Here is a 25,294-nt window from a genome sequence, read left to right as displayed (position 1 = left end):
TTGCCTTTTGACTTTGCAGCTTTCATCATGGGCAAAACCGACTGCAAGGACCCCAGGATGGCCGCAACGACTGCGCCGCTGCTGATCAAGCGTTATGCCAGCCGCCGCCTCTACAACACCGAGACCAGCGATTACGTGACCCTCGAGGATATCGCCGCCTTCATCCGCGATGGCCGCGAGGTGAAGATCGTCGACCTCAAGTCGGGCGACGACCTGACGCGGCAGTATCTGCTGCAGATCATCGCCGAGCATGAAAGCCGCGGCGAAAACGTGCTGCCTCTGGACGTGCTGACCGATCTGGTTCGCAGCTATGCCGGCAATGCACGATCGGTCGTGCCGCAGTTCCTGGCCGCCAGTTTCGAGATGCTGCGCGAAGGCCAGTCCAAATTGATGGAGAACATGTCCATCATCCCCAACCCCATGGCCAACATGCCCGGCTTCGACGCGCTGCAGCGACAGCAGCAGATGTTCCTGAAGGCGATGATGGGCGGCTGGCGCGGCGGTGCGTCCGGTCCGGAGCCCGAGGACCTGGAGGCGCCAAAGGCGACGGATGCCGCCCCGTCAGGCAACGACAACCATGACATGGTCGAGATCCGTCGTCAGCTGGCCGAGTTGCAAAAGCGCATCTCCAAACTCTGACAACCGGCTTGCACAGCCGCCCGCCGCAGGCTAGACCCGCCCCAACGGAGCGGTGGCCGAGTGGTCGAAGGCGCACGCCTGGAAAGTGTGTAGGCGGGGAACCGTCTCGAGGGTTCGAATCCCTCTCGCTCCGCCACATCAGCGATCTTACGGGAGCCTAAGCTGTTGATTTCTCGCGCAGGAGCCGCGGGCGCAGCTACCTGATATGGGAAATGCTATACAAACTGCTATACATCTTGTGCTACACAAGGCCTGGAGCGACAGGGATACAGTATGGCGATCGTCACCCGCAAGAATTCGAAGAAGGGCATGCTTCACCTTTATCGGCGGGTGCCCAAACGCTATGCCGCGGTGGAACCACGAAAGATGGTGTGGATCAGTCTACACACTGATTCTCTCTCCGCTGCCGAGCTGAAGGCTGCTGCAGTGTGGGAGCAGTTCATCGCCGGATTGGAAGCAAAGCTTGCTGGCGACACCAGTGATGCCGAGGCGTGGTTCGCGGCTGCCCATGATCTCGCCGAGGCGCGGGGCTTCCGTTATCTGCGCGCGGACAAGGTCGCGCAACTGCCGCTGGAGCAACTGCGCGACAGGTTTGCTGCCGTTCCCGGGTTCAGGGACCATCCTGAGAAGCCGGACCAGCTCGAGGCGGCGGCTTTACTGGGTGGGGTCGCTGAACCACCCCTGACGATCAGTCGCTGCCTTGAGCTTTACTGGACCCTTGCCCGGGACAAGACGCTGGGAAAGTCGCCGGACCAGATCCGCAAGTGGGAAAACCCGCGCAAGAAGGCCATCGGGAACCTGATCCATGTGATCGGAAACAAGCCCATCCAGGAGATCACCGGCGACGACATGCTCGACTTCCGCAACTGGTGGCTGGAACGGATCGAAGAAGAGGATCTAACCGCTGGAAGCGCAAACAAGGACCTGATCCATCTCGGTGACGTCCTGAAGACCGTGAACAAGTTGAAGCGTTTGGGATTGGTGTTGCCGCTCACGGATCTCAAGCTGAAGGAAACCGAAGCAAGGCGGCGTCCTCCGTTCTCACGCAAATGGATCCAGGAGAAGCTCCTGTCTCCCGGCGCGCTGGCTGGGCTGAACGCTGAGGCACGGGCCATCCTGCTCACGATGATCAACACTGGCTGCCGGCCCTCGGAACTGGCGGCGCTGACGGCAAATACCATCCACCTCGACCACAACGTGCCCCACATCTCGATCGAGGCGGAGCTGCGCCAGGTCAAGACCAGCTATGCCCAACGCAAGGTGCCGCTCCTGGGGGTGTCACTGGAGGCCATGCGCGTCTTCCCGGATGGCTTCCCGAGGTATCGGGACAGCAGCGCCAGCCTGTCGGCCACGATCAACAAGTTCCTGCGGGAGAATGGATTGATGGAAAGCCCGGGTCATGTGCTCTATTCCCTGCGCCACGCGTTTGAGGACAGAATGCTGGCGGCGGGCATCGACGACCGTATCCGGCGGGATCTGTTCGGACACCGTCTGACGCGTGAACGATATGGAGACGGAGCCAGTCTAGAGCAGAAGCAGGAGCTGCTTCAGGCCGCTGCCTTGTGACGTTCGGCGACAATGCGAGCCCGTTCGATGGCGCTCGTCCGAGTGTCAAGAAGAAGAATTTCCTGCTCGATACGAAGGAAGATCGGCAGGTAAACAGGGTCCTCGCTCACGAGCGCAGCCACCATGAGGTGCATCTTCTGAAGGTCTTCTATGCAGACGGGCAGAGGCATGGGCGGGGCTCGGGCGGAGGGTTTCCTAGTTCTATTTATAGCCGTCAATCCACAGACAGTCGCATAGAACGCGAAGATTTCTGCTCAGGCCTCTTCTGCTGACACGACCCCCTCCACAGCGCTTCGAGCTAGGGGATTAGGAACGGGCAGGGGTCCACCGAAAGTCTTTCCTTTTGCCAGAGACAGAGACTGCTTCTGCACAGCCTCTGCCAACCTGTGCTGGCGGACCTTACCTGCCGAAAATCGCGCGCAACGCCGTGCGCGAGCGTGCCGTCAGCTTCGGGTCAGTTTGCCCTGAGGCATCACGGATTTCCTCCAGCCAGCCCCGTTCGTTCAGCGTTGTCGCCGTGCCGAAAACTTCCAGAACGGCAACCGATGCCGTTCGGCCGATGGCCTGCTCAAGGCTGAGGCGCATGAGATAAGCCGGATCCGCCTCGAGAGCCCGCGCCAATGCGGGCACCCGATCGAGCGGGATCTTGGTGGCGCCGTTCTTGATCATGCTGATCAGGTTCGGGTTAATAAAACCTGCCTCATGCGCGATCACCTTCTGGGTCTTGCGGTGGCTGAGCAACTCCGTCTGGCGGCGCACAAAGATGGCGGCGGGCGTGTCTTCATAGGGGTTTGGCATGGTCGTCACTTTCATCTGTTATGAGGTAAGATGAGTCTAGGCCGCCATGCCGGCGCCTGCTCTTGGGGGCTGCAGGTGGGTTCAAGGGAAGTGCGAAGTCCTAGGAAAAGCGCGTTGAAGCGAAGGGGGTGCTCAGGGACTTCGAAGCTGTCCCTGGTCCGACCCTCCACTCCCGGCAGGATGACCCGCGGAGGTGTTGCCAACCATTGCTGATGTGGCCTTCACTGTGGTGGTCCTTGGTTAGACTAGCGCGCCCCACCGTTGACCATTATATTTTCATCAGCGCCTCGAAGGAGGAATGAATGACCGCAGTTGAATTCTGGATTCCTGTGGCCGCGATATGTGTCGGCATTGGAGCCGTCTTGGTCTCCAAGCCGGTTGATTGGATCTGGAATGGCAAATGAACATTCCCGCTGAATACGGCCCATTCATTGTCGGTATTGGGAGGGCATAGTCTTTGCCTTGGGCCTGGACTGGTGGAGCTGGCGCCAGTTTGAGCGAAAGCACGGCAAGATCGACCGCAGCGAATAAGACTAAAGAGCCCGCTGAGTAGCGGGCTCTTTCGTGAAAGGAGCAAGGTATGAGCATTCCCGCTGAATACGCGCCTGTTGTCGTGGGTGTATCCTTCGCGGTGGTAGCAGGAATCGTGCATTGGATCGGCGACTGGCTGTGGAGGCGCGAGATGAAGCGCGAGGCGGATCGAGACGAGGAGAGGAAGAAATGGCAGACCCCGCTATGATGTCCGACCACGAGTTCTTTTTCGCCCTTTTCTTTATCGGGTTCGGTTATGCAGTCCTCTTCGGAATGTGGGTGGTGACAAGTCCGAGCAAGGCTGCGGAACGTTGCCGCCGTATGGTTGAATGGGTCAACGACACTCTGACATTCGGGACGAGATAGTGAGCCAAGGAACAATAGCTGCTGTCTTGATTGCCTCCGGCGCGATGGACGGCGAGGCGCGTGTGGGCGAGCCAGACCTCACCGCCATTGCACTGCTCGGCGCGATGATCGTTGCGATGGTCCTTTATGCGATCTGGCTGAGCAGCAGGTAGAACAATGGGCGAGATGGACTGGGAACCTACGTCACGATCCTTTACACAGGCCTCGCCATCGGGGCTGCGGTCTATGGCTGGTGGCTGATCCGAAGAGGTAATTCCATGCAAGAACCCAAGAGCGTCGAGGAGATGCAGAGCGAAACCCGCAGGCTGGAAGCGGAAGCATCCCTTCTACGGGCCAAGCGGAACCTGCGAGACGAGCAGCAACCGTGGCGGGCTTATATCCCCATGGTCATGGGCGGCCTTTCCGGTGTCGTGCTGGTTCTTGTGACCGCCGCCCTCGTCCTGACGTTCAACCCGTGAAATCCTAAAAAGCTATGGCCGGAGCGATGCTGGTGCTTCGGGGCCTCCACGCGGCTTCCAAAAGGACCCTCCACTGCCACCAAGTAAGACATGAAGCTCCCACTTTGTCTCATTTCCGCCCATTGATGTTACATCCGAGTTCACGAATGTAACATCTTCGGCAGGCGATCCAGCATTTGAAGGGCCAGATTGGCTTCAGATGGTGCATGGCCGGATTTACTATGTGCATTTGTCTCCAGTAAATGCTGAGGTTGCGTCGGCCAGCGGGCGCGAAATTGGCACTCGCGGACAGGTTCTTCAATCTCCCGGCTGCTGTTGACGGGATGAAGGGCAGAGCACCTCATCGAAAGAGGGCTGCGCAGCATCGAAGCATCTAACGTCACCTTGTCACAGGGATCCTGTTTCCATCGTTGCGCGGGAGCTACTTTCGTTCAGGGTGGGTTGGGGAGCCAGAAGATGCGCCGCCGTTGAAGAAGGGTAGGTTGGTGCACCGGAGCTGCACGCGGGCAAGCGTCCGAAGTGGAGGAGGTTGAGCGGCAAATCGCTTTAAGAAGCTGCTATTCTAGCGCCCGCTCCTCCTAACCGGGCAACGGTCGTTGCCGCACAGTGCAAAGACCGACGAGGTGGTCCCTCCATTCCTGATTGTGCCCTCATGTGCATGTCATTGCTCAACGTCAACCGATCGCGATTAGACGATCAGACCCGCAGCCCGCCACGGTGCAGTGAACCGCGCCGGGTCTGCCGGAGGCTGATTACGATTAGTTACGCGGCCATGTCTTCAGCTTCCAGAGCGGCGTAGAAGTTTGCCTCTGCTTCGGCCGGCGGGATGTTCCCGATCGGCTCGAGCAGGCGGCGGTTGTTGAACCAGTCTACCCATTCGAGGGTGGCATATTCGACAGCCTCGAAGTTGCGCCACGGCCCACGACGGTGGATGACCTCGGCCTTGAACAGGCCATTGATCGTCTCCGCCAAGGCATTGTCGTAGCTATCGCCGACACTGCCGACGGAAGGTTCGATGCCGGCCTCGCCCAGCCTCTTGGTGTATTTGATCGACAGGTATTGCGACCCGCGGTCGGAGTGGTGGACGAGCCCCGCGCCCTTGGCTGGGCGGCGATCGTGGACAGCCTGTTCGAGGGCATCGAGAACGAAGCCTGCGTGGGCTGTTTGGCTCGCCCGCCAGCCGACGATCTTGCGGGCATAGGCATCGATGACGAAGGCGACATACACGAAGCCCCTCCAGGTAGCGACGTAGGTGAAATCGCTGACCCGGAGCATATTCGGCGCGGGCACGCGGAACTGCCTGTTCACCTTGTCCAGCGGGCAGGGGGCCTTCTTGTCGGAGATGGTCGTCTTGTGTGGCTTGCCCCGGATGATGCCTCGAATACCCATGTCCTTCATCAGTCTGGCGACTGTGCAACGGGCGACATCGAAGCCTTTCCGATCCAGCTGATGCCAGACCTTGCGCACGCCGTAGACGCGCCAGTTCTCTTCGAAGACACGCTCGATCTCGGGCCGCAGGGTTGCGTCGCGCCGGGCACGGTCTGACAACCGGGCTGGATCCGCCCGCTTTACCAGATGATCGTAGTAGGTTGATGGGGCGATCGGCATAACCTTGCAGATCGGCTCGACCCCGTGCTTCCCTCGCTGATCGTCGATGAACCCGACCATTACTTCGACCGGCGGTCGAGCTCCGCCATCGCAAAATATGCGCTCGCCTTGCGCAGGATCTCGTTGGCCTGGCGCAGTTCCCGGTTCTCCCGCTCCAGCGCCTTCATCTTCTCTGCCATGTCGGTCGAGATGCCAGAGCGCTTGCCGCTGTCGACCTCGGCCTTCTTGACCCACTCGTTCAGGGTCTGCGGCGCACAGCCGATCTTCGCGGAAATCGACATGACTGCCTGCCAGCGCGATCCATGCTGACCCTCATTGTCGAGACCCAGGCGCACTGCACGCTCGCGCACTTCGGGGGAAAACTTGTTCGTCGTCTTGCTCATGATGCTCCATCCTTGTGTGTTCAAGGTCGGGCATACTGGGAACGCAGGTGGGACCCCGTTCCATCCCGGGGAGCTGATCCCGCTGAGTAGCAAGGGGCTCATCTGCGCCGCCACCACATGAACCTGAATAGTTGCAAGGGGCGACCGCCGTGCCGACCCCGAATATCAAGGACAGGACAGTGACTTTGCCCCAAACCTACATCGGCGTCGATGTTGCGAAAGACTGGATCGACGTGTGTGACCCTGCCGCCTCGCGGCATGAGAGAATTCCGACCGACCGCCGATCACTCCGCAGGTTTGCGGCGTCGGTCGGCTCATCCATCGTCATTCTCGAAGCTTCCGGCGGCTATGAGCGACCTGTCATGTCCGCCCTGTCCGAAGCCGGACGGCAGGCGACGTGCGTCAATCCTCGGCAGGCCCGCGAATTTGCTCGCGCTACCGGGCGTCTGGCCAAGAGTGACCGTGTCGATGCGCGGGTCCTGGCCGAGATGGGACGCGCTCTACAGCTGGTTCCGGGGCGCCCACGTTCTGCCGAACGCCAGCGTTTGGCTGACCTTACGGCGCACCGCACCGACATCTCCGCCATGATCGTTGCCGAGAAGAACCGCTTGAGGACAACGCAGGACCAATGGATCCGGCGTAGCATCTCGCAACACATCAAGACCCTGCAAGCCACCTTGGCGAAAGTCGAAGCAGAGATGGAGGCTGTCATCCAGGAACAGGCCGACTTGCGCGATCAGGCCGTTCGTCTGCGTCAGATCAAGGGGGTCGGGCCCGTCGTCTCAGCAACTTTGATCGCGCAACTCCCTGAACTTGGCGATCTGGACCGACGACGTATCGCGGCGCTCGCAGGACTTGCACCACATGCCAATGATTCCGGACATCGACGCGGCAAACGCAGCATATGGGGTGGACGCGGCACGATCAGGAGAACGCTCTATCTGGCAGCACTCACTGCCAGCAGGTTCGACCCGCGGTTCAGGGCGTTCAAAGAGCACCTGCTTGCAGCCGGAAAGGCCAAGAAGCTCGTCATCGTCGCTTGCGCGCGCAAACTCCTGACCGTGCTGAACGCAATGATGCGAACCGGAACAACCTACCAAGGCGCCATCTCCTGAAACACAGTTGCTACTCAGGAGTTGGAGCCTCCGGCAAACCCGGAGCGGTTCAAAGCGCATGTTGGCACTCAAAGGGGTAGTCTTCAGCCGGAGCTAACAGCCAGTGGATGTCCGTTAGCCATTAGTTCATGCTGACAGGTGGCTGATATGGGTAACGCAGGCTCAACATCGTAGCCTGCGCTCTCCTGGCGGGGCTTGAGAGGCAGCCATCAGCGGCAGCTACTATGAGCGATTGCCCCCTATGCCGCATCCTCCTGCTGGAGTTCCAACCTGAACACCTGTTCGTCTGCAGCCTTTTGCTGTTCTTCGGCCCGACGCGCCCGTGCAGACAGCCGTGCCACCCTCAGTTCCGCTTTGGCGAGAGTAAGTTGCTGCTGCAGCCTCTCCGCTTCCAATTGCCTGCGGGTGCTTTCAGCATATGCGGCTTCCAGTTTTTTCTCGATCATGAGTAGCTTCAGTGCGGGTGCGATTGCCATGTTAAAGTCCATCATTCAGGTTCAGGTTCAGGTTCAGGTTCAGGTTCAGGTTCAGGTTCAGGTTCAGGTTCAGTTCAGAAGGAGTAGTTACTCTCCCTTCCGTGGTGGCCTTACCGGTATTATACCGCCCAAGCCGCCAATCGTCTCATAGATACCCAGATTTTTTCGAGGATGATCTCGCGCGCAGGAGGAGGACCTTGGCGATGCTCTCGCGGATTGTGTAAGGGAGCTGATCTCGGACAGAGCAGAACCTGATTCGGTGCCGGCCGCCTGACGAGGCGGATGATGGCAGTGCCAACGAGAGATATCCCGATGACTTCGGCGTTTGACCTCGCCCTTCACCTGTTTGAACGGATTTGCCGGTGGATCTGCGTCCAGTGCCTGCACACGTGGTCTGTCTAAGCGAGAATGGCGCCGCGGCGTCCGTTCATCATGGCGCGAGTTTGACTGCTTCCCCCTGAGCACGTAGGAGGCCACAGTCCGCCGAGCTTCGGCCTAAGTCTTGGCTTTCTGACCGACGGTCGTCCTCAGCATTGCAGCGACCGCCATGCGCTGCTGGACCCGGACGTGGGCCAGCGCTTCCGTATGCAGTGCGTGCATCATCACCGCTCGGAAGTTGTTCGTCCCGTTTTTGCATGGGATGCGGCAGACAGACAAACGTCGGCTGTCCCGTTTTTGCACCGTGAGGACGCCCCGAGCCAAGTTCTACGTCCCCGTTCTAAACGTTCCGGGCGTCCCGATTTTGTTCGTTTTAGATTATCTTTAAAAGAAGAAAGAAGAGAAAGAAGAGATTATAGACGTGCAAAATCGGGACATGAGGAATGCGCTCCGGCCTGAAAAGTCCCGCATCGGCAACTACTAGAATAACTCGGTTTGATCGAGCTGCTCCGGCTCATCGCGGGCTCGGTGTTTGTCAAAGAAGTTGTCCGTCGATTTCATGCGGCGTCTCTGATTTCAGGGACGCTGGTTTCGCGTTCAGGATTCAGCCAGACGGGTCCGGCGGGTTGCCAGTTGCGGGTTTGGCCTGACCAGCGTTCCGGTTTTTGCGCACGAGCTTTTGTATAGGGCATGGCGCGGTTGGCCAGCGTTACACGGTCATGGCCTGCGTGGCGCGCATCTGGCGTGACGAAGCGGATCGCGCTGTGAAGGTGCACGCTGTTATACCAGCCGGTGAAAGATTTCACCCACGCCTGTGCATCTTCTTTTGTGGCAAACCCCTTGGTCGGCCAGTCCGGGCGGTATTTGCAGGTGCGGAACAGCGCCTTGGAGAACGGATTGTCATTGCTGACGCGCGGACGGCTGTAGGAGGCCGTGATGCCCAGTTTCTCCATGGTCACCTTCATCGTCGCGCCCTTCATCGGGCTGCCATTGTCGGCGTGCAGAACCAGCGGGCGCGTGATGCAGCCTTCCGCCAGAACCGCCTGCCGGATCAGGGTGGCCTCCAGCTCCGCGCTCTCGTGCTCATGAACTTCCCAAGCAACGATCTTCCGGCTGAAGATGTCCACAATCAGGTAGAGATAGAAGAACATGCCAGCGACCGGCCCGGGCATCCAAGTGATGTCCCAAGTCCAGACCTCGCAGGGTGCGCTGGCCTTGTAGCTGGCAGGTGGTTTGCGCCGGACCGGCGGTCTTGCCCGGCCCCGATGATGCTGCTGCCCGCTGCTGCGCAGGATGCGGTAGAAACTGGCCTCCGATGCCAGATACCGTCCCTGATCGGCCAGTTTCGGCACGATCTGGCTGGACGGAAGGCTGGCGAACCTCTCAGAATTGCAGATGCCCAGCACCGCTGCAAACTTGTCGCGCGAAGACGAGCCTTCGGGACCAGCATCGGCGTCAGGCAAAAGCTGACCCTTGCCCCGTGCCTCGGACCGCCACTTGTGCAACGTCGCCTCAGAAATCCCTTCCTCCCGCGATAGCTGCCGAATGGCCATGTTGTGCGGCGGCAGCATACGTTTCAACAAAGCCGCTTTACGTTCCTATGAATATCCCAAGTCATCGTCCTATCCCGCCCAACTGAAAAATAGAGGTAAAGAAGAAGGGCGGACAACTACGCTGACACAGGGGGGGGCTGCGCCCGCTTAAGTCTGCGCTGAATGATCAGCCCCAGCAATGGCAACTATTGCCTCGGATAAGCGCACAGCGCCGCAGCGGGCCGCATGGAGGTGGTTCTGGTTTTCGGCTACCCTGGTGACGCTCGGTCTCGTTTACCCCGCTCAGCGGTCAGCACAGAGGCTCTTAGCAGTAATTCACATTGACACTGGGCTGCGCTTGATCTAGGTGAGGCTATGCAAGTTGATCCCTGTTCGGGAACTGCCTTTACAGCCAACGCTCTGAGAGACTGCCATGGCCCATTATCATCATCCAGTTTTCGGCCCCATTTCAGTTGACCCGTGGGAACTTGACGCGGATGAGCGGGGATTGCAGGCGAAGCTCAACGAGATAAGAGCGGCTTGCGCCGCTGCGCGCGAAGCCCACGTTGCTGTTCTACTGCAGGCGTGTGCCGCCATCGGAACGGACAGCCCTGTCGTCATTCCTGCCAATCCTGCGGCCGTCCGCGTGAAGCAAGTTGTAGCGTCCACCGATGATGAGTTCACATTGCCCCTGCGACCTGGTGAGTGGGAGGATGAACACGGGCGTATCTGGGAGCAGGCTAGGCACCCGGCGCCGGCTGCCGGGGTGCGTTCGGTTGCAACTCCTGCCCCAGCGCCTAAAACACGATATGATCGAGCATTTGTTGCGGACAAGAATGCTCGACAAGCGTTCAAGGAAGCGCTCAGGGAATTCGGCCCCGCCGACCCTCGAACCATAGAGGCGGCGGACCGGGCCGCGGTATGCGCTAGGCGTTCTGAGAAAGAAAAGGCGCGTGGGGAGCAAGAGGGAACAAGACGCCAAGATGCTATTGACCTCTATCGCCAGACGCCGGAGGGAAGAGCAGCCTACAACGCGGGGCGCCGGAAGACCCGCGTAGTTCCAAATGCTGATCGCGCGGCCATGTCAGATGCTGAGCGACTGGAGCACGATCGGCGGATAGAGCGTGAAAAGAAGCAGCGTCAGAGGGATGCGAAAAGAAGGGCAGCGCTTGACAAGCCCGTCAACTAGCCGGTTGGCGGCACTGCGGTAGTGTCCGCGCACGTTCTCTAATCGTCTTCGTCAAGAGCGTATCTTCTGCGGTTCATCCTGCGTGCCGGGCTCTGAGGTTCTCTCCGCGGTCGCCGCTTGGGGCCGCATGTTTGCGTTCAGGGTCGGGTTGATCGAAGTGGTGTGCGCGGTCGTCGCCGCAGTCCAGGGAACGATCTTACCCTCGCCAAGCGTCCCGGCTGGACGCATTCGGTCGCGCTGAAGATCAGCGTCAGATCAGTTCGGGTTCTACGTCATTGCGACCTCCCGGAAGGGCGAGTTGGTGCGCCACATGGCGTGCAGGGTCACCGCCAGCTTCCGGGCCAGCGCGACCTTGGCCTTGCGCGGACCGGTTCTCTCCGCGATCGCCTTGGCCCAGCCCGGCAGCCTTGGACCGCCCAGGTTTCGGCAGAAGATGGCGTTCGCCGCTTCGAACAGGCACTTCCTGGTGAAGCCGTCGCCACGCTTGGACACTCGCCCGTTCCGGCTGATCTCCTCGGACTCGTAGCGCCTTGGCGTCAGTCCAAGATATGCCCCCACGCTTGAGGAACGGCGGAAGCGAGATGCATCATCGAAGGCCGCGACAACCGCCATCGCGGTGATCGGCCCGACTCCAGGCGCGGTCATCAGCAAACGAACGGTCGCATGCTGCTTGGCAACTGACCGGATGCGACTGTCGAGCGCGGCGATGCGGGCGAGGATGTCGCGCCTGGCCTGCATCAGGGTCTCGAAGATCGGCACGAGGTCCAGGGCGACCATCAGCTCGCCTCCGATGATCTCCTCCGCCCGGCGCTTGAACCCGCCGACCCGTTTGCCGAACATGATGCCGAAAGTCTTCAGCAGCCCCCTGATCTCGTTCTCCAGCTTGACGCGCATGCCGACGAGAGCCTCCCGCGCCGTCAGCATCGCCCGGTTGACATAGGCATCGTGGCTCTTGATCTGCGCGGCCTTGAACCAACCGGTGCGCACGATCTGCGCCAAGCCGCGGGCATCATGCCGATCGGTCTTGTTCGGCATCATCTTCAGAACGCCGTTCGCGTAGCGGGCATCGATGCAGATGATCGGCACCTGCCGCTCCGTCAAGGCATTCCAGAGCCAGACTGCCAGCGGGCCGGTCTCCATGCCGACCCGCTCGAAGCCTTCGGCTCGTTCAGCCAACCAGGCTGCAATTGCGTGCGGGCAGGTCGGCACCTTCGCCTCAGCCACCTGCGTCCCATCCTCACGCACCACACAAATCGCCGTCTCTTCTTGCGACACGTCCAAAGCTGCAAACATTCCCATCGCATCCTCCCTGTTCACGCCCCGGCAGAGGGCCGAAGCAACAGATCCCATCTTGCAACAGAGACAGCCGCGAGTGGGGGCGTGGCGATTACGCTAAGTGGTGTAATTTCACCGGCACGTTCGGTGTAATCTCGGGTGGCCATTGAGGTGGAGTTTCGACGCTTCAACCACGAACCATACGGAGCCCCCGATGACCAAGACCAACATGGACCTGTCCGAGTTTTTGGCCAAGCACGATCAGGGTGATTTGCTGCGCAGCATCGCGGAGGCCGTCCTTCAGCTGATCATGGAGGCTGATGTCGATGGCCTGATCGGCGCCGGGCGCAACGAGCGCAGCGGCGACCGCACGACCTGGCGCAACGGGTATCGCGAACGTGCGCTTGATACCCGCTTGGGCACTTTGAACCTGCGGGTGCCGAAGCTGCGGCAGGGCAGCTACTTCCCCGGCTTCCTCGAAGCTCGCAATACCTCGGAACAGGCACTGGTTGCCGTGATCCAGGAGGCTTGGATCGGCGGCGTCTCGACTCGCCGCGTTGACGATCTCGTGCAGGCCATGGGACTGAGCGGCATCTCCAAGAGCACGGTGTCCAAGCTGTGCAAGGACATCGATGAACGGGTCGGCGAGTTCTTGAACCGGCCGCTCACGGGGGAGTGGCCCTATGTCTGGCTCGATGCCACCTATCTCAAGCAGCGCCAGGGCGGGCGGATTGTCTCGGTTGCGGCCATTATCGCCGTGGCCGCCAACACCGAAGGCCGCCGGGAAGTCATCGGTCTTGGCATTGGCCCGTCAGAGGCAGAGACCTTCTGGACTGACTTCCTGCGCTCGCTGAAGGCCCGCGGGCTCGACGGCGTCCGGCTGGTGATCAGCGATGCCCATGCCGGCCTAAAGGCCGCCATTGCACGCGTCTTTGAAGCTACCTGGCACAGGTGCCGTGTTCACTGGATGCGCAATGCCTCGCCCACGTCTCCAAAGGTCAGCATACGGTTGTCGCGGCAGCGATACGGCAAGCATTCGAACAGCCCGATCGCAAGCACGCTGGCGATACTTGGCGCCATGTCGCGGAGCAGGTCCGCACCCGCTGGCCCAAGCTGGCAGACCTGATGGACGACAGCGAGCATGACGTGCTGGCCTACATGGCCTTCCCCCGCCAGCACCGCACCAAGTTGCACAGCACCAATCCGATTGAACGTCTGAACAAGGAGGTGAAGCGCCGCGCCGATGTCGTCGGCATCTTCCCCAACGAAGCCTCGATCATGCGGCTGATCGGCGCGGTGCTGTTCGAGCAGAATGACGAATGGCAGACCTCGAGCCGTTACATGCAGGTCGAGGCCTTCGCTCAGATCGACAAGGAGGAGATCGACCCCATTCTAAGCATTACTACAAAAGCCGCCTGATCATGACCTCAGGCCATCTGAGAAATTACACCAGCTTGACGGACGTAACCCGGCACTGCTGCGGTAAATAAATGAACCAGACCCACGCCTTTTGGACGCCTTCCTCTCTGGTTCTGAGGCAAGAATGCCATGACAGGCACAGCCAACTTAAGCAAATTCAGCCAGACGCGGTCGCTTAGAACATCGAGCGGGGCTAAGGCACAAGTGATAGTGTGGTCCACCCGTTACTGGCAGCGCATCTAAAAAGGCGGGGCGCCAGTGTCAGGCACAGATAGCTAGGTCGCCTGCACAGTATTCGACGTAGCTGCTTGCGGAATTTCGATCATCGTGCTTGGCTCGCCTTCTCGAATGAAGTTCATCAGCGACAGCAAAGATGCCTCCACGTTCGAAGTCGAAATGCTGCACTCCCAAATCACGACGACCTTCCACCCTGCTTCGATAAGGGCTCCTTGCGCGCGCTGATCACGCGCCACGTTAGAGGCAAACTTTCCCAACCAAAAATTCGGTCTTGTTGCGGGCACGCTGGCCTTCGGACAACCTCCATGACGGTGCCAGAAGCATCCATGCACGAAGATAGCCGTGCGCCATTTGCTTAGAGCCAGATCGGGAGCACCGGGAAGTTTCCGCACATCGACACGGAAACGAAATCCGGCCGCATGCAACGCCTTGCGAACAGCAATTTCCGGTTTCGTGTCTCTTCGCCCAATGGCAGCCATCATTCTCGAACGCACTTCCGGCGTGACGATATCTGCCAATCTCTGTTCCTTTCCCTTTTCACCTGGCGCTGACCTCGTGATGTGCCTACAAGATGCTGCACTGACGAGAGAAGAAATGACCAAGCACTTCGCGATCATCGACCTGTTCGCTGGGCCGGGGGGACTCGGCGAAGGCTTCTCGGCGGCCGGACGCGAGACTTCGATCAAGATGAATATCCGACTCTCGATCGAGAAGGAAGCGGTCGAAGTTCGAACGCTCAGGCTACGTTCGTTCCTCAGGAGCTTCGGTGAGGCGCTGCCCTCAGAATATTACGAAGCACTCAATAGGGGACGTGCGCTTCCGGACTGGGAGACATCTCATCCGCGGCAGTGGACGCGCGCGCAGGACGAAGCCCGCCAGATGGAGCTTGGACAACCCGGCGTGTTCGAAGAGATTGCTGCAGTTCTTGACGAGGCTCGCGAGTCTTTCCACGGCGATACCATCCTGATCGGCGGGCCTCCTTGTCAGGCATACTCTTTGGTCGGACGATCCCGCAACAGGGGGAAGGCCAACTATGTCGCCGAAGACGATCTTCGGCATTTTCTCTACCGCGAATACGTATCGATTTTGGACCGGCTGCGCCCGGCCGCTTTCGTGATGGAAAACGTCAAAGGCATGATCTCTAGCCAAGTGGACGGTGGCGAGATCTTCGAGCGCGTCTTGGATGATCTTCGCACCGCAGGTGACGGCTACACGCTTTTGCCGCTTTCGGCTACCCGTAACAAGGCAGTTCCGGACGCGCGGGACTTCATCGTCAAGGCGGAGGATCATGGTGTTCCCCAAGCGCGACACCGCGTGTTCGTAGTCGGGATCAGATCTGACATCACACCACCCGGTGACGCTGCGCCTCTTCTTCCTGCAATCACCTCATCCGAGCCGGCGGATGTCTGGTCGGTGCTGTCAGACTTTCCGGCCCTTCGTAGTGGCCTGAGCCGAGGCGTTGACAGTGCTCAGCTTTGGTCAACAGTTATTGGTGATCATGCGAACCGGATCATCGCCAGCAACGACGTGGGCGAAGACATTCGACGCGCCATGCAGTTCCTGAAGTCTGGCAGCCTAGGCACTGTCCGGCTGCGGAAATTCGAACAGGCCGAGTCGAGGCCGATACCTGAAACCGAACTCGGCCGCTGGCTGCACGATCCCGCTCTGGTTCGCATCCTTGGGCATGAAACACGCGCCCATATATCCGAAGACTTGGGGCGCTATCTGTTTGCGTCCGTTTTCGCACAGGAGCGGCGTCGGTCACCGAAGCTTCAAGATTTTCCGGAGTTTCTTCTCCCTGAGCACAAGAACCGCTTGAGCGGGAAGTTTGCGGACCGGTTCCGGGTCCAGAGAGGCGACCGGCCTTCCAGCACGGTCACCAGCCATATCTCGAAGGACGGACACTACTTCATCCATCCCGACCCTGCCCAAGCAAGATCGCTGACCGTCCGGGAGGCCGCCAGGCTGCAGACCTTCCCGGACAACTACTTCTTCTGCGGGAACCGAACCCAGCAGTATCATCAGGTCGGTAACGCCGTTCCGCCTTTCCTCGCCCTGAAGATCGCTCGCGTGATCCGAGATATCATCGGCTGATCGAGATCAGCGCTTCCTGACTCGCCAGACGGTGCTGCTCCGGAAACCTGCTCAAAGATGGTCGACATTTCCCGTGAAAGTTCAGCATCAGACAGAAAGGCAAAGTCGACAACCTGATTACGTAGCCGCAATAGTTTTGTTGCACGACGCATTACATCCTCCATTCGTCCGCGGCCCAGGTTTTTCGACGTCTCGACCCATGCAATCCCGAGTGCCCGAGCGAGGCGGGCATCGGACGCGATAGAGGCCCGTTCGAAAATCTGAACCATCGCGTCCTCGCTGAGGCTCGATATGAGCTGCCATCGCTCCGGCTCTTTTTTTCCCAGATCAAGCGTGCGTCCCCGCATCCATGCCCTCTGGAACGTGTTCCTCACCCCTCCGGCGAAGCGCGCCTTATGGTCCGAAGAAAACCGCCACTGGGCGAACTCGCGCAGAATGACGCAGGTCATGCAGGCCCAAACATCATCTCGCAAGGCTTCGCCCCCGCCGAGATCCGGATGCGCCCCTAGGAACTTTGCGACCTCTTGATCGAAGGCGGTTTTCTGGCGTTCCGAACCCGGTGAGGGAAAAGCCTGTCCACGAGCGATACGGCCGATCTCAATCGTTATAGCCTCAAGAAGATTCGTGTTCACTGACCCGCCGCTCGCGCCATACCAGATGTATGCCTCATGCGAACGCAGACGATCCTCAACATTGATCGACAGGTCGAACCGGAAGGGCGCAGCATTGCGCAGGTCCTCAATGCACTTGTCGACACCCAAAGGGGTAAGCCGGGGAAGAAGGATGGTCATTCCGGATCTCCGATCTCTGCTGCGGCATGCAGGGCAGCATGGAAGCTGCCTGGCCGCGTGTTCCGGATCGAACGGATGGCATTGAGCGCTTGGCTGGGGAAGGCGGTGTCTAGCCACCCGAAGATCTGTCGTCCAACCGAGCCATCCTCGCAGGTGGCAACCGTTTCTGAGAAGTCTTCTTGGTCCAATGCCATGTTTGCCAGCTGGACCATCACGTCTCCTAGCATCGCCTGCAATACATGAGGATCCCCTTCGATAACGCGTTGTGCGAATGCCGCATGATCGGCGTTTACGTAAAGACGCACCGTTCCGGAGAAATCGCCGTGAAAACTCGTGCCGCGGAACGAAAGATACCAAGGTGCGTGTTCGTGTGGCCAGCTGTTAAATGCCTTTGAGAAAGATAAGATTTCCATGGGAAATCGGGTATCTCCTCCATCTTCCAAGGCGGCTTCGGCAATGTTCATCCAGAGACGCGCGCCCGGCCGGTCGGGAGAAAGCGGTGAATGCGCTGAAGGACGTTCTGCAAGAACAACTTCCGTCCTCACATGAAGTCGTCCCCCCAACGATTGACCCTGAAGGATGACCTCGAGTTCCCTCGGAGCCGGGCGCCGGTTGTCGACGTCGATCCGAAGCACGCGATCCATACGACGAGGAAAGCGGCCGAGACCCGAACCGATCTTCACGATGATCGCGAGCTTCAGTTCGCCGACATCAATCTGCAAGGATCGGGCGGCTGCCCGGAGGTCGAAGGTCAGCGATGTCCTCAACTGGAGATCTCGAGCATAATCCCAGTTCTCGATCATCCTACCCATTTGAATGAGAGGTTGGCCCGGATCTCCGACAAACCAGCCGTCGAATCCTACATCAGCATCTCCCAGAACAAGGAAGGGTGGCGCAATGGAAGACGTCACGGGCGCTCCTCCACGACGTCCAGACGCAGCCCAACAGCCGCGTCAGCGGGTATGCTGACACGGCACATGATGACGCCGCTCCTGTTTCCGATGCTGATGATGCTACCTTTCTCCTTGCGGTCATTCAGTTCCACGTCGATGACCCGTGCTTCATATCCGGCAGGCAGGTCGGACGTATCTGTCATGGCCCCGTCAAGGATCAGGTGCGCTGTAACATCTAGGCACATGTCGGGAGAACTGCCGTCGTTCCTGAGATCCGCTTCGAAATGGGCGATCCTCCTCCCTTCCGAAAAGTCCAGCCCGGTGAACCGTGGTGCCGAGATAGCAATCCCTTTCTTCCTGCCTCCCCTGCTACCGGGCGCCGAAGTGGCACGACCGGGACCTTTACTCAGAGTCATGTCAAGATGCTTGCCGAGTAGCGTGGCTGTCTCGGCAATCGACGGGGCTTTCGTGGCGGTGCCCACTATCCCTTCCTTGGGCTGAACATACGACGAGGCATGTCTGGCAAGCTCTCGCAGTCCTACGTTGACGAACGTCTTCCTGTTGCCCTTCGGCAAGTTGTTCGGGACCCAATCGTCGTGTGCGGGAGGTTCGGCCTCGGCGAAAGCGGCCTCAATCTCCGGATCCTCCGAACAGATGAATACCCCGGCCCATTCGTAGCGGCTGTCAGGAAAGGCATTTCCTTCGAGATACCGGACCACAAGTTCGACCGGCCGCATCAGGGCAATGTGTGAGGCTTGCTGGGACAAGGGCGAGGACCGTCGCTCGATCCGCGGATCACGCTGCGCCCGCATGCCACGAGCCATTCCCAAGCTTCCCAACACGGCCTTTGGCCGCTGGCTTCGGATGATTTCTCCCTTACCCTCTCGAGCGATTGTCAGCGCCTGAGAATAGAGGTCGAGCGGAGGAAACTCCTCGGGCGGCGGAACATTGATGTGCCTTCCGCCGATATCGATGCTCACCTTCAACTTGCGCCCGGGATCTGTGGCCACACACATACGTGGCCAGAAGTTCCAGAGAACGGTTTCCAGCAGGTCTGGCTCGAGGCTGCTTTCATTCTCAAGAAGTGGCGAGATGATCGCAATTGTCGTTCCGCTCCGGGTTTCGTCCCGTTCAGGAAATCCGAGGACACGGGCGAGACGCTCTGCATCGCCGCCTTCGAGTGGGTCAACCCCGCCTTCGCCGTCCGTCCTGCCCCACCAGTGGCGACCGGTGAAGCGGCAGCGCCTGCCATCAACATCTTCGTCGAACGCGTTTCCCAAATGACACCCCATGATGCGCCGCACAGGCTGTCCACCCGACATCGTCTGGCTGTCCACGATGATCGTGGAGCAACTGCTGAGGGCATAGAGGGAGGTCTTGCCGTATCCGTAGGTTCCCCCACCTTGTTGAGTGTCCCGGGGCGCTCCGACGTTGCGAAGGAAGTTGACGAAGTTGAGGGGCTCCGTTTTCGAAGCAATGTCAGCTCTCGACGGGCCGCTCAGGCCGCTCGTGCCAAAATCTGCAATCTCGAAGATGGCCAGCCTATCTACTGCCAGCACGTCGTGGAGGTGCATACGGCCCTCGTCTTCGGTTCCAAGCTCACTGGTGCGAGACGGAAGGGCGGCGAAGGCCAATCGGCGAAATGACTCCAGCTCGTGACCTAACAGGACGCGACGTCGCAGCAGGATCTCGATTGGCCGCGATCCGGGAGATGCGTCAATGGAATTCTGGAGTGCCTCGCGGATGACCGCCTGCAACAGGCTGAGAGCCGGCCGCCCCAGCAGGCGGCGGAAACCCTCTGCGGCCATATTGCCGGTGCGTGCGAAACGCTCACTGTGAAGATCAAGCGGTGTCACAGGCAAAACTCCCGGAGCAGCTCCGTTGTCTCGACCTCCGGAAGCTTGCAGTCTCGTGCATGGAAGAGGTCCACCATGTAATCCAAATTGGAAACACCTGGCGGCAGGATACCTGCTGGAAAGATCTCAGGAATAATACGCGGAAAGTTCTTGTTGACCGCGTAGATATCGAAGCCTTCGAGAGAGAACGCTATTTCGTTCCATTCCTCCGCATCCGGCGCACGACATCCAACGGCGTGCAGTCGATCTTCGAGAAGGACTTCGTCAGCTCCTCGTCCGACGATCCGCGAGAAGATGCTTGCGACGGTTAGATCCCCGTTGTCAGCGCGTTCCGCTCTGATGTGAGCGAGGAAGAGGGCTGAGCCAAGCGGGGCCTGAAGCTGCTCGCCCCCATGGACCGCGATTTTGGTTGCGTCGGAGCGCATTGAAGTCTTTGTCTCGATTGCCATTGCCCCACGACGGAAATCATGTCGCTGGCCGGTGGGACCGACCCATGCATCCACCATTGCAGGGTCATGAGCGCACAATTGATCCAGCACGTGTAGTTCACCAATCAGCCCCGCAATCTCGTTGGCAGGCACCTCTCCGATGGGTCCTGCGGCAAGGAGCTTCCGAAAGTCGTCAATCGTTCCCTTAACCGCGGTGTCGGGAGGAGTCCCCACGTCAATGCGGGACAGAATCTCCTCTGCTAGATCGGCGAAAACCCCGGCAAGTCTGGCATCGCGGAGCATGAGGTCGATGTAATGCTCGACTTGCGGACCATTACGATAGCTGGCGTAGGATACGAGCAGGCTCCGGTTTCCCGCAGGCATCCTGCCACGGCCCGGACGTGCGACGGGAACAAGCAGGCGGGCCTCTCCCTGTGGCCCTGTTGCCAAGCGCACCTCTCCGTAGCCGGTGGAAACTCCAGTTGCACGGCTCGGCACTTCCAAGCGACCGTCACCTTGGCCGCTCCTACGGATGCGGTCCCATTCGGCTGCAAGGGCAATCATGTCAGACGAGCCCCTCGATCTCGGCCAACTCGTCGGGACCCTCTTCGGTATCTTCGACAGCTTGGGCATCGATGTCGACCGAGAAGTAACTTCCGCTTCGATCCTTCTGCCCCGGGAAGACGATACCGAACCCCATCAGATCGCCGGCAGCGTTCAGGCTTTCACGTGAGGAAGGCTTTCCTGATTTTGCTCTGCGTTCTTCAGGCTCAGATAACGCGTCGATCGGATAGAGGAGGAGAAGGGGCTTGTCCGGCCTGCACTCCTTGAACCCGGACCAATCATCCTTTTCAGGCTTGCAGTCCGCATCGATGAGGATGTCTGCCTTGGACATGAGTGCCTTGATGTCAGCGTAACGCCGATTCTCGGACTTCAGCTTCGAGCGCCGTAGAGTAACAACCGCGCCCAACTTGCCGAGCGGTTTTTTCGAACGGGTGCCTGAGGCAGGCTGAACAAGGCCGACGTTCCATTCCGACAGGGATGCCGCCGCGCTGTCGATATATTCCAGAAGATATGCCTGCTTGAGGTCCATGTGCTCTTCTGAGATGTCGGTGGCAGCGATAAACTTACGGACTGCTGAAAGTGGAACTTTTTCAAAGAGGACGTCACCCTTGCCTGACTTCGGGGGTTGTGCGGTTCCTGCAACATCGACCAGCTTGGCAGCAGCCTTCCAGTTGCCAGCCACTACTTGGGGATCAGTGTGGTTGAAGCGGATGGTCTGCACATGCTTGCCGGCAAAGCTCATGTTCGTCCGATGGGCGTGCTTCATCTTCGTGGCGGCAGTGATCGCCATTCCCGGTATCGCCCGCACACGGACCGCAAACTCCCGCGGCGTAAGATCGTTCTCACGATACATGGCGATGTCGCTACGGATCTCTTCTTCGATCACCGCAAGAGAGCGGAATTTCGATGCGAGGCCCTCGGTCGTCCAGAGGCGTGGGAGATCGTCGTAGCCATGCCGATAGCCGAACCAACGCCCCATCTGCAGAAGTGTATCATATTGCTTGGAGGTCCTCAGGAAGAACGAGACACATAGCCCCTCGAGGGTAAGGCCACGTGCCAACACGGTGCCTCCCACAACGATGCAGGTTACGGGGTCCCCCGTATAGTCCAGCCGAAAATCCTCCTCCGTTTCGCCGTTCTCCACAGGATACGTCATCACTGCGAGCACCTCGGGAAGAAACTCCGTAACAGCCTCGAACTTTTCGAGAAGGTGCGCGCCCCCGGCCGCTGCGGTGCGCAGGCGCTCGTCCTCGAACACCTCCCGCAGACGCTCCGCCACCAAACCGGCCCCGGCGATCAGATCATCCTTACGGTCCTCGATCCAGTTCCGTATGAGGTCCGACATGTATTCATGCTGACGGACAAAGGGAGACGAGTGAACCAGCATCGACATGTGCTTGTCCGCCTGCCCCCGCGCCCTCCGTAGCGCGCAGGTGCAGAGAAACCACAGAATCGCGTTTTCCAAAGATCGCGTCATCTGGGGACGGAAGCTTTCCTTGTCCTTCATGGACGCCGGCTGCAGTAGAGCAGGTTCCTCCTTCCCGAGATGGCGGATCATGTCCCGCTCTTCGGCTCCTTCGTCGGCACTATCGCCTCCGAATACCTCCCTAGCTCCGAAGTATCCCTCCGGTCGCTCCAAGGCAGTAATGAAGTCCCGCGGATATAAATCGTCTAGGGCTTCCTCCTCGCCATAAGGATAGGGATTGATGAAAACGTTCGCGAAGGGGGTGGCCGTGTAGCCGACGTAGGAGACGGCCGGAATTTCTGCCAAGATTCGCCGGATCTCCTCATTGATCTTTGTCATGTCGAACTCGCCCTTTGCCGAGTTGACGGAGGCTTGGTCGCATTCGTCGTCGATCATGAGGACGCGGAGCTTCCGTTTCACCGCAGCCTGCGTGCGCTTGAACGTCTTGCCGAGTTGCCGGAGGCGACTGCCCTCCTTTTTCATGACCACAAGCTGGGCATGGCCTGGAGACGGCATCACAAATCCACCATTAGGAGGCTGAACGAAGTCTCCGTCGGCAGCGCTGGTCGTATAGAGCTGCCAAAGCCCCCGATGCCGAAGCACGTCCTGTTCGAATCGATCTTGGGTCTGCTTTCGCAGCTTGTTCGTTACGCCGCCCAGCACGATGATCATGTTGTAGCCTGCGTCCACCGCCTTTGCCATGACGGCTGTCATATTCGCCGTCTTGCCGGACTGCACGTAACCCACGACAAGTCCCCGGCAGTCGAACTTCTCGGAGGTCGGGTTCCCCAAGAGCGATACGACTTCGGTTGACGCACTATCGAGTGATTTTACTGTGTCGCTGTTCCAGCTTTTCGTCTTCAAATACTCGTGCAAGGCTGACCAGTGCCTGCCGTCGGGGCGAGGGCCGGAATACCACTCCTCTCGTTTGTCTATAACGGAAAAGCGGCGGAGGATCTCTACCTCTTGGAATTCCGCTTTTACCAAGCCGACAGCGGCAGCAAGCGCGTCGAGCTGAGCCGAACCAAAGTCAAAGCCTATGGCCGCGGCGTCAGTGCGTATCGCTGCTGCGGTCTCTTCTACGCTCTCGTAATTGACTTGGCGTTGACGTAACTGAGTTGCAAAGGCTTGAATCTGGGGTGAGGACATGAATTGGACCTAATTAAAGCAATTGCCTGAGACTAGCGCGGCGGCTACTCTCGCATCAAACAAATTCCCCCAGAACACACCAAACCCTTAGGTGCGGGGAGCTTCATCGCAACGGTATTTGTCAGGGTGCTGGACATGCCCAGCTCTGACGGCTCCGACACAAGGCATTCGCAAAAGTTACGAGCCTTCGGCCGAGCAATGCGACCTCTAGTGCGAAGGAGGGGGCGCAACCGTTCCGACGCCGGTCTTCCCAACAGCCTCGCGGTGTAGAGCAGCCATACCTTCCATGTTCGCTGCCCATGCGCCTCGCCATAAGCTCTATAAAATCTTCAGCTCCTGTGCGTGCACCAACGGCTGTTCCGGCACGACATTGTCTTGAGAAACCTGTCCTGTAGAGTGCCGGTGGAACACAACAGCAGCACCTGACGTCAGCAGCATGTCCAAGAAGACCCTGAACAAAGCAAATCTCGAGAAGCTGGGGGCTGAAAAGCTTGCCGAACTGGTGATGGATCTGGTGCAAGGAAGCGCCGCTCTGCAGAGGCGCGCGCGGATGGAGCTCAGCGCCGCACAAGGACCCAAAGACGTCGCCGCCGACATACGCAAGCGGTTCGCGTCGCTGCGGCGCGCGACCAGCTACCTGGACTGGCGACAGCAAAGGGCGGTGGTCAAGGATCTCGAAGGACTGCTGAGCGCGATCGAACACAAGGTTGCTCCGGATGATGCCGTTGAAGCCTTCGAGCTGCTTTGGTCGCTCCTGAAACTCGCTCCGTCGATCCACGAACGCACCGATGACAGCAACGGCGCGATCGGGAGTGTGATGGACGACGCGGTAGAGCTGATCGCCAAGGTCGCACCCCGGATTTCGCCGGATCGAGAGACCTTGGCCGAGCGGATCCTCGAAGCCGTTGCCGACGCGGGCTATGGCGAGTTCGATGGCATCATTCCCGCGACTGCCGAAGCACTGGGAATAGAGGGGCTCGAACACCTGAAGCAGATCACCGAGGCCTGGGCCGCACAGCCGCCGACGGCACAGGAACTGGCCAGATTCGCGGGCTACCGGTTCTCCACCTCGCCGGAACAGATTGTTCAGCGTAACAAGCAGGCCACCCGGTCGATCGTTTTGGCCGATATTGCCGACGCACAGGGCGATGTCGACGCCTACATCGCCCGCTATTCGGAGGAGCAGCTGACTTACGGAACCATAGCGCCTGACGTTGCTCGGCGGTTGCTGGACGCCGGTCGCGTGGAGGAAGCCTTCAGCATCGTCGAGCGCGCCAGAGCGGCCGAAGGTGTGAAGGCATTCAGCATGCTTCACGACGACCTCGATGAGGTCTACGAGGAATGCCTCGAGAAGCTGGGCAGGATGGACGAGCTGAAGGACCATCTGTGGAGCACGTTTCAGCAGAACCTGAGCGGACGCAGCCTTAGGAAATACCTGAAGCTGCACCCCGACTTCGAGGACATCGAGGCGGAGGAAAAGGCCTTGGGCATCGCCGAAGCCTTCCCTGAGACCGACGCTGCCATCAGCTTCCTCGTCGACTGGCCCGCTCATGAACGTGCGGCACGGGTTGTGCTGGCGCGGGCGGAGGATCTGGACGGAAACTCCTATCACACCCTGACGACTGCGGCGGCCGCTCTCGAAGCCCGCTATCCATTGGCCGCAACACTGATGCGACGTGCCATGGTTCATGACACTCTGGATGCCGGGAAGTCCAAAAGATATCGATACGCCGCTCGGCACCTTGCGGAGTGCCAGTCCTGCGATGCGGCCATTGAGGACTACGGCAGCTTTGCCACGCACGAGCAGTTCGTCCAGGCCCTCAAGCAGAAGCACGGGCGCAAGTATGGGTTCTGGCAGCTGGTTGACGAGTAGAGCTTGGCTCTCTCCGGACGTTTAAGACCGTGCGCGCTGCAGTGCAGCTTCCGCAAAACGGACGAGAGTTCGGACACCGGATCCGCAGTATTCCGAGGTCTGCTTTTGCGGCACAAAACCGCACTCACCGCATTCATTTGTTGTCGGCATGCCGAAGAAGGGCACATAGTCAGGGGTATGAAGCGACCAGAGCTCCTAATCGAACGATCTT

Annotated in this window: 21 protein-coding genes, 1 tRNA gene, 1 pseudogene and 1 other annotated feature; of the genes and pseudogenes, 11 read left to right on the top strand and 12 right to left on the bottom strand. The window is 59.5% G+C overall.

Translation table 11 applies throughout. The features are described 5' to 3' along the window. Positions 1-57 precede the first annotated feature (57 nt). From phaR to ACZ2G3_RS11655, 3 genes are all read left to right on the top strand, one after another. Positions 58-639: a polyhydroxyalkanoate synthesis repressor PhaR gene (gene phaR / locus ACZ2G3_RS11665; protein ID WP_419270969.1), complete on the top strand. Its 582-nt coding sequence runs from the start codon at positions 58-60 to the stop codon at positions 637-639. A gap of 46 nt (positions 640-685) precedes the next feature. Then, a tRNA-Ser gene (locus tag ACZ2G3_RS11660) sits at positions 686-775 on the top strand. A 137-nt stretch (positions 776-912) separates the two neighbouring features. Then, entirely contained in the window at positions 913-2,205 is a 1,293-nt protein-coding gene (locus ACZ2G3_RS11655) for a tyrosine-type recombinase/integrase (protein WP_470396176.1), read from the top strand. Here the strand turns inward: ACZ2G3_RS11655 and ACZ2G3_RS11650 are convergent. Together ACZ2G3_RS11650 and ACZ2G3_RS11645 are read right to left on the bottom strand one after the other, a co-directional pair. Then, positions 2,187-2,375 carry a hypothetical protein gene (locus tag ACZ2G3_RS11650; RefSeq protein ID WP_470396174.1) on the bottom strand — a complete coding sequence of 63 codons (189 nt, stop codon included), beginning with the start codon at positions 2,373-2,375 and terminating at the stop codon, positions 2,187-2,189. The two genes, ACZ2G3_RS11655 and ACZ2G3_RS11650, sit on opposite strands and share 19 nt — an antisense overlap. 229 nt (positions 2,376-2,604) lie before the next feature. After that, entirely contained in the window at positions 2,605-3,018 is a 414-nt protein-coding gene (locus ACZ2G3_RS11645) for a helix-turn-helix domain-containing protein (RefSeq protein WP_470396173.1), read from the bottom strand. Positions 3,019-3,583: 565 nt separating this feature from the next. On the opposite strand from ACZ2G3_RS11645, the gene ACZ2G3_RS11640 reads away from it, so the two are divergent. From ACZ2G3_RS11640 to ACZ2G3_RS11630, 3 genes are all read left to right on the top strand, one after another. Continuing rightward, positions 3,584-3,742 (top strand): hypothetical protein, encoded by a 159-nt coding sequence (locus tag ACZ2G3_RS11640; protein WP_470396171.1) that lies wholly within the window; start codon positions 3,584-3,586, stop codon positions 3,740-3,742. A gap of 121 nt (positions 3,743-3,863) precedes the next feature. Further along, on the top strand, positions 3,864-4,052 hold the full coding sequence (locus ACZ2G3_RS11635; protein WP_470396169.1) for a hypothetical protein: 189 nt from the start codon (positions 3,864-3,866) through the stop codon (positions 4,050-4,052). A 105-nt stretch (positions 4,053-4,157) separates the two neighbouring features. Then, positions 4,158-4,358 carry a hypothetical protein gene (locus ACZ2G3_RS11630; RefSeq protein WP_470396167.1) on the top strand — a complete coding sequence of 67 codons (201 nt, stop codon included), beginning with the start codon at positions 4,158-4,160 and terminating at the stop codon, positions 4,356-4,358. Positions 4,359-5,120: 762 nt separating this feature from the next. On the opposite strand, the gene ACZ2G3_RS11625 is transcribed toward ACZ2G3_RS11630, so the two are convergent. Then, positions 5,121-6,349, bottom strand: a protein-coding gene (locus tag ACZ2G3_RS11625; RefSeq protein WP_470396165.1) for an IS3 family transposase whose coding sequence is annotated in 2 segments (ribosomal slippage) — positions 5,121-6,061 and positions 6,061-6,349 — 1,230 coding nt in all. Because the reading frame shifts where the segments join, the coding sequence is not laid out codon by codon here. Continuing rightward, positions 5,952-6,068, bottom strand: a sequence feature (AL1L pseudoknot). It overlaps the preceding gene by 117 nt. A 149-nt stretch (positions 6,350-6,498) precedes the next feature. Between ACZ2G3_RS11625 and ACZ2G3_RS11620 the strand changes: the two genes are divergently transcribed. Continuing rightward, a complete protein-coding gene (locus ACZ2G3_RS11620) occupies positions 6,499-7,464 on the top strand; it encodes an IS110 family RNA-guided transposase (protein WP_470396164.1) in 966 nt (321 codons plus the stop codon). A 239-nt stretch (positions 7,465-7,703) separates the two neighbouring features. Here ACZ2G3_RS11620 and ACZ2G3_RS11615 read toward each other — a convergent pair whose 3' ends face one another. After that, positions 7,704-7,940: a hypothetical protein gene (locus ACZ2G3_RS11615; RefSeq protein WP_470396162.1), complete on the bottom strand. Its 237-nt coding sequence runs from the start codon at positions 7,938-7,940 to the stop codon at positions 7,704-7,706. A gap of 935 nt (positions 7,941-8,875) precedes the next feature. Continuing rightward, a complete protein-coding gene (locus ACZ2G3_RS11610) occupies positions 8,876-9,889 on the bottom strand; it encodes an IS3 family transposase (RefSeq protein ID WP_470396160.1) in 1,014 nt (337 codons plus the stop codon). 394 nt (positions 9,890-10,283) lie between these two features. Here ACZ2G3_RS11610 and ACZ2G3_RS11605 point away from each other — a divergent pair, with 394 nt between their 5' ends. Continuing rightward, the gene (locus ACZ2G3_RS11605) at positions 10,284-11,039 is read left to right on the top strand and encodes a hypothetical protein (RefSeq protein WP_470396159.1); all 756 of its coding nucleotides are present in this window, start codon (positions 10,284-10,286) and stop codon (positions 11,037-11,039) included. A gap of 267 nt (positions 11,040-11,306) precedes the next feature. Here the strand turns inward: ACZ2G3_RS11605 and ACZ2G3_RS11600 are convergent, their stop codons facing one another. Continuing rightward, the gene (locus ACZ2G3_RS11600; protein WP_470396158.1) at positions 11,307-12,338 is read right to left on the bottom strand and encodes an IS110 family RNA-guided transposase; all 1,032 of its coding nucleotides are present in this window, start codon (positions 12,336-12,338) and stop codon (positions 11,307-11,309) included. Positions 12,339-12,528: 190 nt separating this feature from the next. Between ACZ2G3_RS11600 and ACZ2G3_RS11595 the strand changes: the two are divergent. Continuing rightward, positions 12,529-13,733 (top strand): annotated as a pseudogene (locus ACZ2G3_RS11595) (IS256 family transposase). Between the two features lie 275 nt (positions 13,734-14,008). Here the strand turns inward: ACZ2G3_RS11595 and ACZ2G3_RS11590 are convergent. Next, positions 14,009-14,488, bottom strand: a complete 480-nt coding sequence (locus ACZ2G3_RS11590; protein WP_470396157.1) for a very short patch repair endonuclease — start codon at positions 14,486-14,488, stop codon at positions 14,009-14,011. Positions 14,489-14,564: 76 nt separating this feature from the next. Here ACZ2G3_RS11590 and ACZ2G3_RS11585 point away from each other — a divergent pair, with 76 nt between their 5' ends. After that, positions 14,565-16,064, top strand: a complete 1,500-nt coding sequence (locus tag ACZ2G3_RS11585) for a DNA cytosine methyltransferase (protein WP_470396156.1) — start codon at positions 14,565-14,567, stop codon at positions 16,062-16,064. Here the strand turns inward: ACZ2G3_RS11585 and ACZ2G3_RS11580 are convergent. The 5 genes from ACZ2G3_RS11580 to ACZ2G3_RS11560 all read right to left on the bottom strand — a co-directional run bounded on the left by ACZ2G3_RS11580 (position 15,992) and on the right by ACZ2G3_RS11560 (position 23,210). After that, on the bottom strand, positions 15,992-16,855 hold the full coding sequence (locus ACZ2G3_RS11580; RefSeq protein ID WP_470396154.1) for a DUF6339 family protein: 864 nt from the start codon (positions 16,853-16,855) through the stop codon (positions 15,992-15,994). The two genes, ACZ2G3_RS11585 and ACZ2G3_RS11580, sit on opposite strands and share 73 nt — an antisense overlap. Next, positions 16,852-17,658 (bottom strand): hypothetical protein, encoded by an 807-nt coding sequence (locus tag ACZ2G3_RS11575; RefSeq protein ID WP_470396152.1) that lies wholly within the window; start codon positions 17,656-17,658, stop codon positions 16,852-16,854. The genes ACZ2G3_RS11580 and ACZ2G3_RS11575 overlap by 4 nt, the downstream gene beginning before the upstream one ends. Before the next feature lie 104 nt (positions 17,659-17,762). After that, positions 17,763-19,604, bottom strand: coding sequence for a hypothetical protein (locus tag ACZ2G3_RS11570; RefSeq protein WP_470396150.1), 1,842 nt, complete (start codon positions 19,602-19,604; stop codon positions 17,763-17,765). Then, complete coding sequence (locus ACZ2G3_RS11565; protein ID WP_470396149.1) at positions 19,601-20,596, bottom strand: PD-(D/E)XK motif protein; 996 nt, start codon at positions 20,594-20,596, stop codon at positions 19,601-19,603. Before ACZ2G3_RS11565 ends, ACZ2G3_RS11570 begins: the two co-directional genes overlap by 4 nt. Before the next feature lies 1 nt (position 20,597). Then, entirely contained in the window at positions 20,598-23,210 is a 2,613-nt protein-coding gene (locus ACZ2G3_RS11560; RefSeq protein ID WP_470396147.1) for a Z1 domain-containing protein, read from the bottom strand. Between the two features lie 436 nt (positions 23,211-23,646). Between ACZ2G3_RS11560 and ACZ2G3_RS11555 the strand changes: the two genes are divergently transcribed. Next, positions 23,647-25,083, top strand: coding sequence for a DUF6880 family protein (locus ACZ2G3_RS11555; RefSeq protein WP_470396145.1), 1,437 nt, complete (start codon positions 23,647-23,649; stop codon positions 25,081-25,083). Positions 25,084-25,294 lie beyond the last annotated feature (211 nt).

It is taken from the genome of Paracoccus sp. KKT209 (genome assembly GCF_055635455.1).
Note: the sequence above shows the minus strand (reverse complement) of the source record. Positions and strands in the feature narration are given on the sequence as shown.

Excerpts from the sequence above, each read along its gene's own strand:
- phaR (WP_419270969.1), top strand. The coding sequence starts at position 58 with ATGGCCGCAACGACTGCGCCGCTGCTGATCAAGCGTTATGCCAGCCGC.
- ACZ2G3_RS11655 (WP_470396176.1), top strand. The coding sequence starts at position 913 with ATGGCGATCGTCACCCGCAAGAATTCGAAGAAGGGCATGCTTCACCTT.
- ACZ2G3_RS11650 (WP_470396174.1), bottom strand. The coding sequence starts at position 2,375 with ATGCCTCTGCCCGTCTGCATAGAAGACCTTCAGAAGATGCACCTCATG.
- ACZ2G3_RS11645 (WP_470396173.1), bottom strand. The coding sequence starts at position 3,018 with ATGAAAGTGACGACCATGCCAAACCCCTATGAAGACACGCCCGCCGCC.
- ACZ2G3_RS11640 (WP_470396171.1), top strand. The coding sequence starts at position 3,584 with ATGAGCATTCCCGCTGAATACGCGCCTGTTGTCGTGGGTGTATCCTTC.
- ACZ2G3_RS11635 (WP_470396169.1), top strand. The coding sequence starts at position 3,864 with ATGGGTCAACGACACTCTGACATTCGGGACGAGATAGTGAGCCAAGGA.
- ACZ2G3_RS11630 (WP_470396167.1), top strand. The coding sequence starts at position 4,158 with ATGCAAGAACCCAAGAGCGTCGAGGAGATGCAGAGCGAAACCCGCAGG.
- ACZ2G3_RS11615 (WP_470396162.1), bottom strand. The coding sequence starts at position 7,940 with ATGGCAATCGCACCCGCACTGAAGCTACTCATGATCGAGAAAAAACTG.
- ACZ2G3_RS11610 (WP_470396160.1), bottom strand. The coding sequence starts at position 9,889 with ATGCTGCCGCCGCACAACATGGCCATTCGGCAGCTATCGCGGGAGGAA.
- ACZ2G3_RS11605 (WP_470396159.1), top strand. The coding sequence starts at position 10,284 with ATGGCCCATTATCATCATCCAGTTTTCGGCCCCATTTCAGTTGACCCG.
- ACZ2G3_RS11600 (WP_470396158.1), bottom strand. The coding sequence starts at position 12,338 with ATGGGAATGTTTGCAGCTTTGGACGTGTCGCAAGAAGAGACGGCGATT.
- ACZ2G3_RS11585 (WP_470396156.1), top strand. The coding sequence starts at position 14,565 with ATGACCAAGCACTTCGCGATCATCGACCTGTTCGCTGGGCCGGGGGGA.
- ACZ2G3_RS11580 (WP_470396154.1), bottom strand. The coding sequence starts at position 16,855 with ATGACCATCCTTCTTCCCCGGCTTACCCCTTTGGGTGTCGACAAGTGC.
- ACZ2G3_RS11575 (WP_470396152.1), bottom strand. The coding sequence starts at position 17,658 with ATGATCGAGAACTGGGATTATGCTCGAGATCTCCAGTTGAGGACATCG.
- ACZ2G3_RS11565 (WP_470396149.1), bottom strand. The coding sequence starts at position 20,596 with ATGATTGCCCTTGCAGCCGAATGGGACCGCATCCGTAGGAGCGGCCAA.
- ACZ2G3_RS11560 (WP_470396147.1), bottom strand. The coding sequence starts at position 23,210 with ATGTCCTCACCCCAGATTCAAGCCTTTGCAACTCAGTTACGTCAACGC.
- ACZ2G3_RS11555 (WP_470396145.1), top strand. The coding sequence starts at position 23,647 with ATGTCCAAGAAGACCCTGAACAAAGCAAATCTCGAGAAGCTGGGGGCT.